Here is an 11,477-nt window from a genome sequence, read left to right on the forward strand (position 1 = left end):
ACTCGATACGACAAGCTCGCCGTCCGCTACGAGGCCACCGTCCAACTCACCTTGATACGGCAGGCACTGTGACCACATCTCAAACACGCCCTAGTACCACAGCGATGCGCCGAAGCCGGAGGCGAGCGGCATGCGCAGGCCCAGCGGCGGCGGTGCGGCCAGGGCGTCCTGCACCGGCCTTGCGAAGTCCCGGGCGAACAGCGAGCCCAGCATGAAGTCGGCGGCCAGCGCGTGGACTTCGGCGCGGTGCTGGAAGAGGGAATGGCCGTCGGAGTGCACCTCGAAGCGGCAGGTGTCGCGGTTGATCTTCTTGGCGCGCTCGGCGAAGCGATAGGACAGATCGGGGTCGGTGCGCTCGTCGTTCGTGCCGTGCACCAGCAGGACGTGACGGCCGACGAGCTGTTTGACCGGGTCGGGATCCCCGGGCTCACCGCCGGGCTCCGGCAGCCACGGGGCGATCCCCAGCACGGAGTGGACGGCCGGGTGCCCCGCGGCGCGCAGTGCGGCCCGCGCGCCCATGCCCGTACCGACCAGGCAGACGGGCACGTCGCCGTAGCGGCGGACGACCTCGGTCACCGCCCAGGCGGCGTCCTGTGCCGGATGGGCCGCCGTGCCGTTCCAGCCGCGGCAGCGGTAGTGGACGACATGGGCGGCCAGGCCCTCGGGGCGGCCCACCTTCGCCAGTTTCGCCGCGAGCGGCCGTACCGCCAGCGCCGAAACCGGCGAAGGCCGCCGCACTCCGCTCGCCTCCCCGCCCGGCAGGAGCAGCGCGACACCGCTCACCGCGCGGCCTGGCACCCGCCCGCCGCCCTTCCATCGGAGCGCGGTGCGCGCCCCCTCGTCACCGGACAATCCCAGCGGTTTTCCCAGCCGGGCGTCCCGCACCGGCAGCGCTTGCTGAGCCATGCCCAGAACGATGGCAGATCGTGGGGTGCGGGCCACCCCGTGGACGGGTCACTGTTACGTATCGTTCGGTGAGATCTACGCGCGTAGGGGCTAGAGTGCCGAGATGACGAGCGAGACCACTACCCTCCCGACCAGTGACCAGATCGTCCGCGCCCCCAAGGTGCTGCTGCACGACCACCTCGACGGCGGGCTCCGCCCCGGCACGATCGTCGAGTTGGCCCGCGCCAACGGCTACGGCGGACTGCCGGAAACCGACCCGGAAAAGCTCGGGATCTGGTTCCGTGAGGCCGCCGACTCCGGTTCGCTGGAGCGCTACCTGGAGACCTTCGCGCACACCTGTGCCGTCATGCAGACCCGCGACGCGCTGGCCCGGGTGGCCGCCGAGTGCGCCGAGGACCTGGCCGCCGACGGCGTCGTCTACGCGGAGATCCGGTACGCGCCCGAGCAGCACCTGGAGGGCGGGCTCACCCTCGAAGAGGTCGTCGAAGCCGTCAACGACGGCTTCCGCGAAGGCGAACGACGGGCCCGCGCCAACGGCCACCGCATCCGCGTCGGCGCCCTGCTGACCGCCATGCGGCACGCGGCCCGCGCCCTGGAGATCGCCGAACTCGCCAACCGCTACCGCGACTTGGGCGTCGTCGGCTTCGACATCGCGGGCGCCGAAGCGGGCTACCCGCCCACCCGCCACCTCGACGCCTTCGAATACCTCAAGCGCGAGAACAACCACTTCACGATCCACGCGGGCGAGGCGTTCGGCCTGCCGTCCATCTGGCAGGCGCTCCAGTGGTGCGGCGCCGACCGGCTCGGCCACGGCGTCCGGATCATCGACGACATCGAGGTCGGCGACGACGGTGAGGTGAAGCTCGGCCGGCTCGCCTCCTACGTGCGCGACAAGCGCATCCCGCTGGAGATGTGCCCCAGCTCCAACCTCCAGACCGGCGCTGCCCCTTCGTACGCGGAGCACCCCATCGGGCTGCTGCGAAGGCTCCACTTCCGGCTGACGGTCAACACCGACAACCGGCTGATGAGCGGTACGACGATGTCCCGCGAATTCGCACACCTCGTCAAGACGTTCCGCTACACGCTCGATGACATGCAGTGGTTCACGGTCAATGCGATGAAATCCGCGTTCATTCCTTTCGATGAACGTCTGGCCATGATCAATGACGTGATCAAGCCCGGATACGCCACCCTGCGCTCCGAATGGCTTTTCCCGCAGCCCGGTTCAACTGCCGTCGCTGCCAGCGGTTCTGACCCCGCATAAGGCGCCATCGGGGAATTCGCGGAATACGGCCGGCGGCGCGTCCACCGGCCGTATTTCCGTGTCCGGGGATGATTGCGGGGTGCCGGTCGCGTCACTAGGTTGCAGTGCCCGTCAGAACCCCATCATGAGGACGTATCGCGATGAAGCAGGGAACCATCAGGACTCTCGGCGCCGCAGCACTCGGCGTCGCCTTCGCCGCCGCGGCAGCGGGCACCGCAGCCGCCGCCCCGGCGACCGGCGCGGGTGGCGCCACCGACGTCCTGGGCAAGCTGCCGGTGGAGCAGACCACCAAGTCCCTCACCGACGTCCCCCAGGCCCGGCCGACCCCCGACGGCGTCAACGCCAACAGCCAGGGCAACAAGCTGCTCGGCGGCCTGCCCACGGGCATCGTCACCAAGGTCCTCCCGCTCGGCTGAGCACCCCCGACGTGCCCCGGCCCGTACGCGAGAAGTGGCGTACGGGCCGGGGCATTGCCGTGCACAAGGGGAAAACGGTCGGCTGCTACCAGGCTGCCGCGGCACCCTTCTCGGACGGGAGCAGCAGCCACAGGGCCAGGTAGACCAGGAACTGCGGTCCCGGGAGAAGACAGGAGAGCACGAAGATCACGCGCATCGTCGTCGGCGTCGTACCGAAGCGACGGGCCAGTCCCGCGCACACTCCGGCGATTATTCGGTTGTTGCGGGGGCGGACCAGTGCGGCGGCCATGAGGACTACTCCTTTTCGATGCCGGGGGCGGTTGCCCCATATCTCAAAGGTAGGTCCGGTACGCGGCGAGAACATCGGCCTGTGGGGCCAGACCGACCCTGGGGATCGTCGGGGTCGCACCCTGAAGATCCTCCTTCCGGCGGCGGAGCCAGGCCCGCGCCCGTGGGACCACAGCGAGGTGCGCGAGGGCCACGCCCGCCGTGTTCAGCAGCACCGTGTCGATGTCCGGGACCTGTCCGGGAACCGCGCTCTGGAGCACCTCGATGGTCAGCGAGATCATCGCCCCGGCGAACACCGTGCGGGTCAGCGACACCAGTGAGGAAACGTTCAGGCGCCCGGCCGACAGGGGAAGCAGCACCCCCAGCGGGGCCAGCAGCAGCACCGAGCCGCCCAGGCTCTGCAACGCCGACCACGGGCCGCGCGCGAGCTCGGCGGCGATCGACGCCAGCGGCTCGACATTCGCCGCCGGAACCCACGGCACCGTACGGGGGCGCAGCATCAGCCCGCCGACGATCAGCAGATGCACCACAAGGAGGAGAAGTCCGGTGGCGCGCATACGGAAGGTGACGGTGTCGCCGGGGCCATGACGCTGCACACAGGCCAGGACGCCGGTAGCGGTGGCTGCGGTTCCGCCCTGTTGCGCCCGACTTGGCCGGTGGGGGAAGGGTGCTTTCGGCTCCCTGCGCACCCCCCACCCCCGAACCCACCCCCGCCCCCTCCCCCGAAGGGGGAGAGGGGGGAGGGGGCGGGGGGCGAGTCGAGCTGAGCTGGGCCGAGCCGAGCTGGGCCGAGCCGCTGGGCCGAGCCGAGCCTCTGGGCCCCAGCCCGCCGCACTCAGCCCCCTCACCCAGCCCCCTCACCCAGCCCCCTCACCCCCCGGTACCGCAACCCCCCAGTCCCCGTTCTGGGCCATGTCCGGGTGGGTGCGTACCTCGGCCGAGCAGGGGTAGCGCCTCGGTGTGGCGTCGTCGGGGCCGCCGAGTACCGCTGCGTGGGTGCGGCCGAGTGCCGGGGCGGCGCCGTAGGTGCAGGCCAGTTGTGCCAGGGCGAAGGAGGGCAGGTCATCGGGGCTGCTGCTCAGGCGCAGGGTGTCATCGGGGTCGTCCGCGCGCGGGCCGTCGACCTTCAGGTCATCGGGGACCGCGGTGCTGAATCCGGCTTCTTCCTCGGCCGGTGTCGGGGGCTGCTGCAGGGCGCCGATGAGGTAGCGGGCGGCCCGCAGGCGCTCCGCGCCGGACGGTGAGCCCGTGGTGCGGGCCACGGTGCGTTGCACCGGTATCAGCGCCGAGCTGCACACCAGGTAGACGGTGGCCCGTTCCTCGTCGGGGCGGTCCGGTGTCTTGTCGCCGTCGGCCGCCTTGCAGCTCGACCGGGCCGGTGCGCCGCCGGCGTCCACCGGGATGGATGTGCCCCGGATGCCGCAGCCGGCCAGGGTGAGGGCCAGGGCGCCGGCCAGTACGGCGACGGACGCGGCGGGCCGCCGGGCATCGCCGCGCCCCCGCCCCCGCCCCTGTCCGTGCCCGTCAGCGGTGGGCAGGCCGTGCCTCATCGTCCGTCCCCTGTCCCCGCGCCGTCCGCGCCGGATCCGTTGTCCTGCCCGGAGGCGCCGGTGGTGCCCGTACCGTCGGGTCCGGTGCCGCGTCGGGCGACCCGGCCCTGGGTGATGCCGCCGCCGTCCCTCGGCCCGCCGCCCTCGACGAGCGGGGAGGCGTCCCTGGGGAGGCGCAGGGTGAAGACCGCGCCGCCGTCGGGAAGGTTGGCCGCGGTGATCTCGCCGCCGTGGATGTGCGCGTTCTCCAGGGCGATCGACAGGCCCAGGCCGCTGCCGGTGGAGCGCGGCCGGGACGCGCTCGCCTTGTAGAAACGGTCGAAGACGTGTGGCAGTACGTTCTCCGGGATGCCGGGGCCGTGGTCGCGTACCTGGATCACCAGGGAGCCGCCCGCCCGCTGCGGCGTGTCGGCGGGGGCCGTGTCCTGGCCGCTCTGGGGGGCGGGCGGCGCGGCGGAGCTGCCCGTACGGGAGGTGCCGTCGGGGCCGGTCGCCGGCGCGTCCTCGGTGCGTACCGATACCCGTACCGGCGATCCGCCGTGCTTGAGCGCGTTGCCGATCAGGTTGGCGAGTACGACGTCCAGGCGCCGCGGGTCGAGGTGGGCGACGATGCCGCGCTCGGCGTCGAGTTCGACGGCGTCAAGCCAGGCCCGTGCGTCGATGCAGGCGGTCACCTGGTCGGCGACGTCGACGTCGTCCAGGACCAGGCGGGCGGTGCCGGCGTCGAAGCGGGTGACCTCCATCAGGTTCTCCACGAGGTCGTTCAGCCGGCGCGTCTCGCTGACCACCAACTGCACGGCGGGCGCGATCATCGGGTCGAGGGAGTCGGCCTCCTCCTCCAGCACCTCCGACACCGCGGTGATCGCGGTGAGCGGCGTCCGCAGTTCGTGTGACATGTCGGCGACGAACCGCCGTGAGGACTCCTCGCGGGCGCTCAGTTCCTTCACTCGCTGCTCGACCTGTTCCGCGGTGCGGTTGAACGTCCGTGACAGGTCGGCGAGTTCATCCGTTCCGGTGACACGCAGCCGGGTTTCGAGGCGTCCCTCGCCGAGTTGCCGTGCCGCGTGGCCCAGGCGTTGTACGGGCCGCAGGACGGTGGCCGCCGCGGCCTGCGCCAGCAGCGCGGAGCCGACCAGGGCCAGCGCGGTGGCGATGCCGAGCGACCAGGCCAGCGAGTTGAGGTCCTGCCGCTCGGTGGCCAGCGACTTCATCATGTAGCCGGTCGGGCCGCCGCCGATGACCTTCGCGCCGGCCACCAGGTAGGGGGTGTCCCCGGCCTCCTTGCGCTGCCAGTACAGGTGGTGCGGGTAGCGGTTCGCGTCGTCCACCGGGCGCACGGTGTCGACGGCCGTACGCAGTGACGCGGGCACGGTGTCGAGCGTCAGCAGGTTCTTGTCGGTGGTGGCCGCGCAGTCCTTGCCGTCGGAGTCCACTCCGATCAGCAGCACGGTGTAGTTCTGCGGCCCGGCCGCCATCTGCCGTGCGGCGTCCTGGAGTTCGGCGCACCGCGGGCGCAGCGGCAGCGAACCCGCGCGCTCGTCCAGGGCCTTGCGGAAGTCCTTGAGCACGGCGTTCTGGGTGCGGTCGAGGACGGTGTTGCGGTTGAGCCAGTACGCGATGCCGGACGCGGAGACCGCGGCGGTCAGCGCGACCAGGGCGAAGACGAACACCAGGCGCACCCGCAGGCTCGTCCAGCGCAGCAGCCCCGAGGCCCGGCGCAGGGCCCGCAGCAGCGGCCTGCCCCTGCCGCGGGTCGCGCCCGTCGCGCCGTGTGTGCCGGTGCCCCCCTCGACGTCCGCCGTCCCGCTGTCTTCCGCGGTCGAGCGGTCCGTCACTGCGGGGTGTCCAGCCGGTAGCCGACGCCGCGGACCGTGCGGATCAGGGTCGGTGAGGACGGTACGTCCTCCACCTTGGCGCGCAGCCGCTGCACGCAGGCGTCCACCAGGCGTGAGTCGCCGAGGTAGTCGTGCTCCCACACCAGCCGCAGCAACTGCTGCCGGGACAGGGCCTGTCCCGGCCTGCGGCTCAGCTCCAGCAGCAACCGCAGTTCGGTGGGCGTCAGTTGCAGGTCCTCGCCGTTCTTGGTGACCGTCATCGCCGAGCGGTCGATCACCAGCGAGCCGAAGGTCGCGGAGTCGCTGGACTCACGTTCCCCGCGGCGCAGTACGGCCCGGATCCTGGCGTCAAGCACCCGCCCCTGGACCGGTTTGACGACATAGTCGTCGGCTCCGGACTCCAGGCCCACCACGACGTCGATGTCGTCGTTGCGCGCGGTGAGCAGGATGATGGGCAGTTGGTCCGTACGCCTGATCCGCCGGCACACCTCGAAACCGTCGATGCCGGGCAGCATGACATCCAGCACGATCAGGTCAGGGCGCTGCTCCCGCAGCAGCTTCAGGCCGTCCTCGCCCGTCGCCGCGGTCACCACACGATGACCTTGGCGCGACAGCGAGAGTTCGAGAGCCGTGCGGATGGCGTCGTCGTCCTCGATCAGCAACAGGAAAGGCACAACAGCCATTCTGGCGCATGGGACGCCACCGCATCGACCGGTGGGCCCCTCCCGTGCGCCTCACACGTGCCCTGTCGGCGTCTCACGCCTCTCCGACCCCTGTGACAGGGCTGTGACAGTCGGCGGACACCGCGATGAAACTGAGTTGGCAGTGTTCTCGGCACCGGGAGAGAACGTCACCCGGACACACGGAAGATCAAGGCTCTACCGACGGGGGGCGCGAGATGAACACACTGCACGGAACCACTACCAGCGCAGTTATCACGCGTCTTCACGACGTCGCGCGAGCTGGAGAGAAGTCCGGTGCCGTGAGCCTACGGGGGTGCGCTCGCGGCACCGGACGTCAACGGCCGCCGTACATGGTGGCCGTCGACGCCCCGGCGAACGGATGCCACGGGGGACACGGGGCATCCGCCGCCAACGGGGGGGACGACGAGGCCGCCCGGGGACATCGGGGGAACACCGGGGCGGTCCCGTACGGGGAGGGCAGGACGAAGACGCCGGAGGCCGAAGCGGCCTTCACCGCCTACGTCCAGGAGCGCCGCGCCGCCCTCTACGCCACCGCCTACCACCTGACCGGTGACCGCTACGAGGCCGAGGACCTGCTCCAGAGCGCGCTGTTCTCGACCTACCGCGCCTGGGACCGGATCAGCGACAAGGCGGCGCTGGGCGGCTATCTGCGGCGCACGATGACCAACCTGCACATCAGTGCCTGGCGTCGGCGCAAGCTCAACGAATACCCGACCGAGGAACTGCCGGAGACGGCGGCCGACGTGGACGCGATGCGGGGCACCGAACTGCGCGCCGTGCTGTGGCAGGCACTGGCCAGGCTCCCCGAGCCGCAGCGCACGATGCTCGTCCTGCGCTACTACGAAGGCCGTACGGACCCGGAGATCGCGGACATTCTGAACATCAGTGTCGGCACGGTGAAGTCCAGCATCTGGCGCTCGCTGCGCCGGCTGCGCGAGGACGAGGTCCTCAGCTTCGGCCGTGACGAGGAGGAGTCCTTCGGCGAGCTGGTGGCCTGAAGGGCGGGGAAAGAGCCCGAGGGGAAAGCGGGATACGGGGGAAGTACGGGGGAGCACAAGGGGAATCGAAGCGGGTCCTGACGGCCGGGGGGCTGTCAGGACCCGCTTCCTTGTGACGTGCCCGTCGCGCTCCGCCCGTCGCCGGGCGTGGTTCAGGACCCCTGCGGCGCGGTCACCACCGGCTCGTGCCGTACCGGGAAGCTGACGGAGTTCGCGATGAAGCACTTCGCGTGTGCCGTGTCGTGCAGCGCGAGCGCCCGCTCCCGCATCTCGGCCGACGCCACCTCGACCCGTGGCCGCAGCACCACTTCGGTGAAACGGCCCCCTCCGGCGCCGTCCTCCGCCATCGTGCCGTCCGCCGTGTCCTCGTACGCCGTGACCACCACGCCGCCCAGCGCGCACAGTGCGAGATAGCTCAGCATGTGGCACTGCGCGAGCGAGGCGAGCAGCAGCTGTTCGGGGTTCCAGCGGTCCGTGGTGCCGCGGAAGGCCGGGTCGGCGGTGCCGGGCAGCGGTGGCGGCCCATCGGCGGTCACCTCGTGGTCGCGGCCGTACGCACGGTAGGTGCCGGTGCCCGCACCGGTGTTGCCGGTCCAGGTGACGCGTGTGCGGTAGGCGTGCTCTCCGCTCCTCGGCATGCTCTCTCCCCTCGTCGTCCTCGCGCCCCGCCCGCATCCGTCGCGGCCGGGGCGCCGGAACTCAGGAGACTACGGGTGCCACATCCGTATCGCCGCCGCAACCGCACACCCCGGAGCACACCACCGCGGGAGCCGCCACAGGACCCGCCGTACGGGCCGCGGATATCCGCGCCATCGCCTCCGGGCCCGCGCACGGATACGCACCCAGAGCGGACTGCCTGGCCACCACGGACCGCTCGGCGCGCAGCAGACGCAGGCCGCGGCGCACCAGATACGGCACCGGCTTGCGGCCCTCACGCAGATCGCGCAGCAGCCGGCGGCGGAACGTCGTGACGGGACTGCCGCACAGGCACAGCGCGTCGGCCAGCAGCCCGGCGTCCCGGCAGTGCCCTATGACGTCGGCGGCGAAGATGCCCTCGGCGACGAACAGCGGGGCCCCGCCGGTCTCCAGGACCGACGCGCCGACCCGGGCGCTGGCCGCGATGTCGTACACCGGCACCGCGCTGCGCCCGCCGTGGCACAGCGCCTCGATGGCGGCGGTGGCGGCGCCCGCGTCCCAGGAGAGCGGCGAATCCCAGTCCGCGCCGCCGCCGTCCGGCAGCTGCGGCAGGCCAGGGTCCGTGCCCTCCTTGTAGAAGTCGTCGAGGTTGAGCACGGGCAGGCCGGTGCGGGCGGCGAGGGACGACTTGCCGGAACCGGACGGGCCGGTCAGCAGGACGACGCGGGCGGCGGGCGGCCGGGCGGGGGACTGGAAGCTCACGGGCACCCATTGTCGGGCATGGAGCCGTCCGGGCCATCCCCTTGGACGGGCACATCCGAAGTCGCGCCCGCCCCGACGCGACGTCGGGCCTGCCCGTCCGGCGGGCGCTGGATCGGGCGCCGCCGCTCAACTACTCTGTGCAGTCAACCGATTACCGGAACGGGATCCGCTCCCCGTGGCGGGGCCCCGCCCGGGAACCCCAACCTCACAGGCAGGTGGCAGCACATGGCCTCGCACGCACGTCCCAAGCCCCGCCGCATCCCGCGCACGCTCCTGCGCGCCGGGCTCACGGTCTCCGCGGCGGGCGCCGCCCTCGCGGCAGGCGGCACGGCACACGCCGACGTGATCCCGACGAACTCGGCCGACACCAACGCCACCGCTTCGGCACTGACCGGCGCGCTGACGGCCTCCCTCGGGGGCGCCCTCCACCCCATCAAGACCCTTCAGCTCAACCCGCTGGCCAAAACCCCGGTCGACCCGCTGACCAACGGCGTCGGCACCCAGGTAGCCGACTTCAAGCCGGTCGGCACCCAACTCCTCACAGGCACCCTCGCCGAGGGTGGCGCCCTCAAGGACCTCCCGCTGGTGGGGCCGGTGACGCGGATTCTGCCGGGGTGACGGGGGGCCGGCCGCGCGGGGTGACGGCGGGTCCGGTCCGGCCTTCTACGGGCTCAGCGTCCGTAGAAGGCCCCCACGATCGCCTCCATGTCCCTCTGGAACGAACAGCTCAGCGCGATCCAGGAGCCGTCCACGAACACGAGGTCGAAGCGGCCTCGGGGGAACGATGTGCGGGCCCTGGGGCGGAGTTCCGCGATGTCCTGACGTGGCACCTCCACCGCGATCGCCAACTCAGGCTCGCGGGCCCGCCAGCCGCCGGCGTGATCGGTCACGACGAACAGCCGCCGGTCCGTGAGCGCCTGATGCCGGGGCGAACCGCCCGCGTTGGCGGCCATGACCCGAAAACGCCCTGCCATGCTCGTCCACGCGCCCTCCATGGGCTTGCCGTACATCGCGTGCTCCACGGCGTCGTCGACGGCGTCCTCCATGTTCTCCCGGGCTTCGCTGAGCCCCTCCGCCATGTTTCCGACGGCCCGCGACAGCGGGTTGTTGACCATCCGGTTGTCGGCCACCCTCCCGAGTGGCCGCGAGGCCCTGCCGACGACGCTGCCCAGCGCCCCCAGGACCCGCTTCTCCAGCGGCGACCGCTTCCGTGGAACCCGCAGATGGGCGGGGACGAGCGGGAGGTTCGGATACTCCGTGTAGTCGTGGGCGCTCAGCAGGACTTCGCCGGCCTGGAGGAAGCGCAGGCAGGGTGACGCGTGGTCAGGTTTCGGCATGCTCAGACCCCTTGACCGCAGGCGGCCACGAACGCCTCCATGTGCTTGCGTACCGCGCTGCCCAGGGCGATCCACGAACCGTCGGTGAAGCCGACGTCGAACCGGCCGCGACCGCCGACGGCCTTCGGGTGCGCGGTGACGTGCGTGATGTGCGTACGCGGCACCGCCACCCCCAGGTCCCACTGCGGAGTGGTGTTCCGCCAGCTGGTGTTGCGGTCCACCAGCAGGATCAGCCGGCGGTCGGTCATCGCCTGACGCCGGGGCGTGCCGCCGGCGTTGGTCAGGTCGACGAGGAAACGGCCGGCGATGCTGTGCCAGCCCCCGTCCATGACGGTGCCCCAGATCGCCTTCTCGACGGCACGGTCGGCGGCATGGTCGAGGGTGTCGGTCACCTGCTCCACGCGGTCGCCCGCCCGTCCGGCGGCGCGGGTGAGCGGATTGTTGACCAGGCGGTTGTTGCTCACCGCCCCCAGCGGCCTGGCGACCGCCCCGAGCGCGCTGCCCAGCACGCCCCGCACCCGCTCCTCCAGAGCCGAGGGAGCGGGCCGGGGCTGCGGGGTGCGCAGCGCGGCGGGGACGGCGGGCAGCGCCGTATTGGCGAAGTGGTCGGTGGCGATGATCAGCCGCTCTCCCGGCTGGAGGAAGGGCAGATAGCAGTCGCGGTACTCCGGCTTCATCCGGCGCGGTTCCTAATCCTTGAGTAAGCGGTTCCGGTTCGTCCCGGCAGGGACTGTCCGGACTGTCGATGCGGTGGGTTTCGTGGTGGCTGCGTGGGCACCGG

The 11,477-nt window shown here is 71.7% G+C and carries 14 protein-coding genes; 4 read left to right on the forward strand and 10 right to left on the reverse strand.

Annotation, left to right across the window (positions count from 1 at the left end; translation table 11 throughout):
- Positions 1–90: 90 nt before the first annotated feature.
- Positions 91–906 carry an alpha/beta hydrolase gene (locus ACGFNI_RS35720; RefSeq protein WP_393689895.1) on the reverse strand — a complete coding sequence of 272 codons (816 nt, stop codon included), beginning with the start codon at positions 904–906 and terminating at the stop codon, positions 91–93.
- 103 nt (positions 907–1,009) lie between these two features.
- On the opposite strand from ACGFNI_RS35720, the gene ACGFNI_RS35725 reads away from it, so the two are divergent.
- On the forward strand, positions 1,010–2,170 hold the full coding sequence (locus ACGFNI_RS35725; protein ID WP_393689897.1) for an adenosine deaminase: 1,161 nt from the start codon (positions 1,010–1,012) through the stop codon (positions 2,168–2,170).
- 140 nt (positions 2,171–2,310) lie between these two features.
- Positions 2,311–2,586: a hypothetical protein gene (locus ACGFNI_RS35730; protein WP_393689899.1), complete on the forward strand. Its 276-nt coding sequence runs from the start codon at positions 2,311–2,313 to the stop codon at positions 2,584–2,586.
- Between the two features lie 85 nt (positions 2,587–2,671).
- Here ACGFNI_RS35730 and ACGFNI_RS35735 read toward each other — a convergent pair whose 3' ends face one another.
- The 5 genes from ACGFNI_RS35735 to afsQ1 form a co-directional block, all read right to left on the reverse strand.
- A complete protein-coding gene (locus ACGFNI_RS35735) occupies positions 2,672–2,875 on the reverse strand; it encodes a PspC domain-containing protein (protein WP_393689900.1) in 204 nt (67 codons plus the stop codon).
- Between the two features lie 43 nt (positions 2,876–2,918).
- A complete protein-coding gene (locus ACGFNI_RS35740; RefSeq protein ID WP_393689902.1) occupies positions 2,919–3,470 on the reverse strand; it encodes a VanZ family protein in 552 nt (183 codons plus the stop codon).
- A 261-nt stretch (positions 3,471–3,731) separates the two neighbouring features.
- Positions 3,732–4,424 (reverse strand): hypothetical protein, encoded by a 693-nt coding sequence (locus ACGFNI_RS35745; RefSeq protein ID WP_393689904.1) that lies wholly within the window; start codon positions 4,422–4,424, stop codon positions 3,732–3,734.
- Positions 4,421–6,157: an ATP-binding protein gene (locus tag ACGFNI_RS35750; RefSeq protein ID WP_393689915.1), complete on the reverse strand. Its 1,737-nt coding sequence runs from the start codon at positions 6,155–6,157 to the stop codon at positions 4,421–4,423. Before ACGFNI_RS35750 ends, ACGFNI_RS35745 begins: the two co-directional genes overlap by 4 nt.
- Positions 6,158–6,255: 98 nt before the next feature.
- Positions 6,256–6,933 carry a two-component system response regulator AfsQ1 gene (gene afsQ1, locus ACGFNI_RS35755; RefSeq protein ID WP_131124765.1) on the reverse strand — a complete coding sequence of 226 codons (678 nt, stop codon included), beginning with the start codon at positions 6,931–6,933 and terminating at the stop codon, positions 6,256–6,258.
- A 224-nt stretch (positions 6,934–7,157) separates the two neighbouring features.
- On the opposite strand from afsQ1, the gene ACGFNI_RS35760 reads away from it, so the two are divergent.
- Complete coding sequence (locus tag ACGFNI_RS35760; RefSeq protein WP_393689905.1) at positions 7,158–7,961, forward strand: SigE family RNA polymerase sigma factor; 804 nt, start codon at positions 7,158–7,160, stop codon at positions 7,959–7,961.
- 152 nt (positions 7,962–8,113) lie between these two features.
- Here ACGFNI_RS35760 and ACGFNI_RS35765 read toward each other — a convergent pair whose 3' ends face one another.
- Complete coding sequence (locus tag ACGFNI_RS35765; protein WP_393689907.1) at positions 8,114–8,599, reverse strand: OsmC family protein; 486 nt, start codon at positions 8,597–8,599, stop codon at positions 8,114–8,116.
- Between the two features lie 61 nt (positions 8,600–8,660).
- A complete protein-coding gene (locus tag ACGFNI_RS35770; RefSeq protein WP_393689909.1) occupies positions 8,661–9,359 on the reverse strand; it encodes an ATP-binding protein in 699 nt (232 codons plus the stop codon).
- Between the two features lie 225 nt (positions 9,360–9,584).
- Between ACGFNI_RS35770 and ACGFNI_RS35775 the strand changes: the two genes are divergently transcribed.
- On the forward strand, positions 9,585–9,977 hold the full coding sequence (locus ACGFNI_RS35775; protein ID WP_393689911.1) for a hypothetical protein: 393 nt from the start codon (positions 9,585–9,587) through the stop codon (positions 9,975–9,977).
- A gap of 53 nt (positions 9,978–10,030) precedes the next feature.
- Here the strand turns inward: ACGFNI_RS35775 and ACGFNI_RS35780 are convergent, their stop codons facing one another.
- Together ACGFNI_RS35780 and ACGFNI_RS35785 are read right to left on the reverse strand one after the other, a co-directional pair.
- Positions 10,031–10,696 (reverse strand): hypothetical protein, encoded by a 666-nt coding sequence (locus ACGFNI_RS35780; RefSeq protein WP_393689912.1) that lies wholly within the window; start codon positions 10,694–10,696, stop codon positions 10,031–10,033.
- Between the two features lie 2 nt (positions 10,697–10,698).
- The gene (locus tag ACGFNI_RS35785) at positions 10,699–11,373 is read right to left on the reverse strand and encodes a hypothetical protein (protein WP_393689914.1); all 675 of its coding nucleotides are present in this window, start codon (positions 11,371–11,373) and stop codon (positions 10,699–10,701) included.
- Positions 11,374–11,477 lie beyond the last annotated feature (104 nt).

The organism is Streptomyces sp. NPDC048644 (assembly GCF_043199105.1).
Taxonomy (GTDB): Bacteria; Actinomycetota; Actinomycetes; order Streptomycetales; family Streptomycetaceae; genus Streptomyces.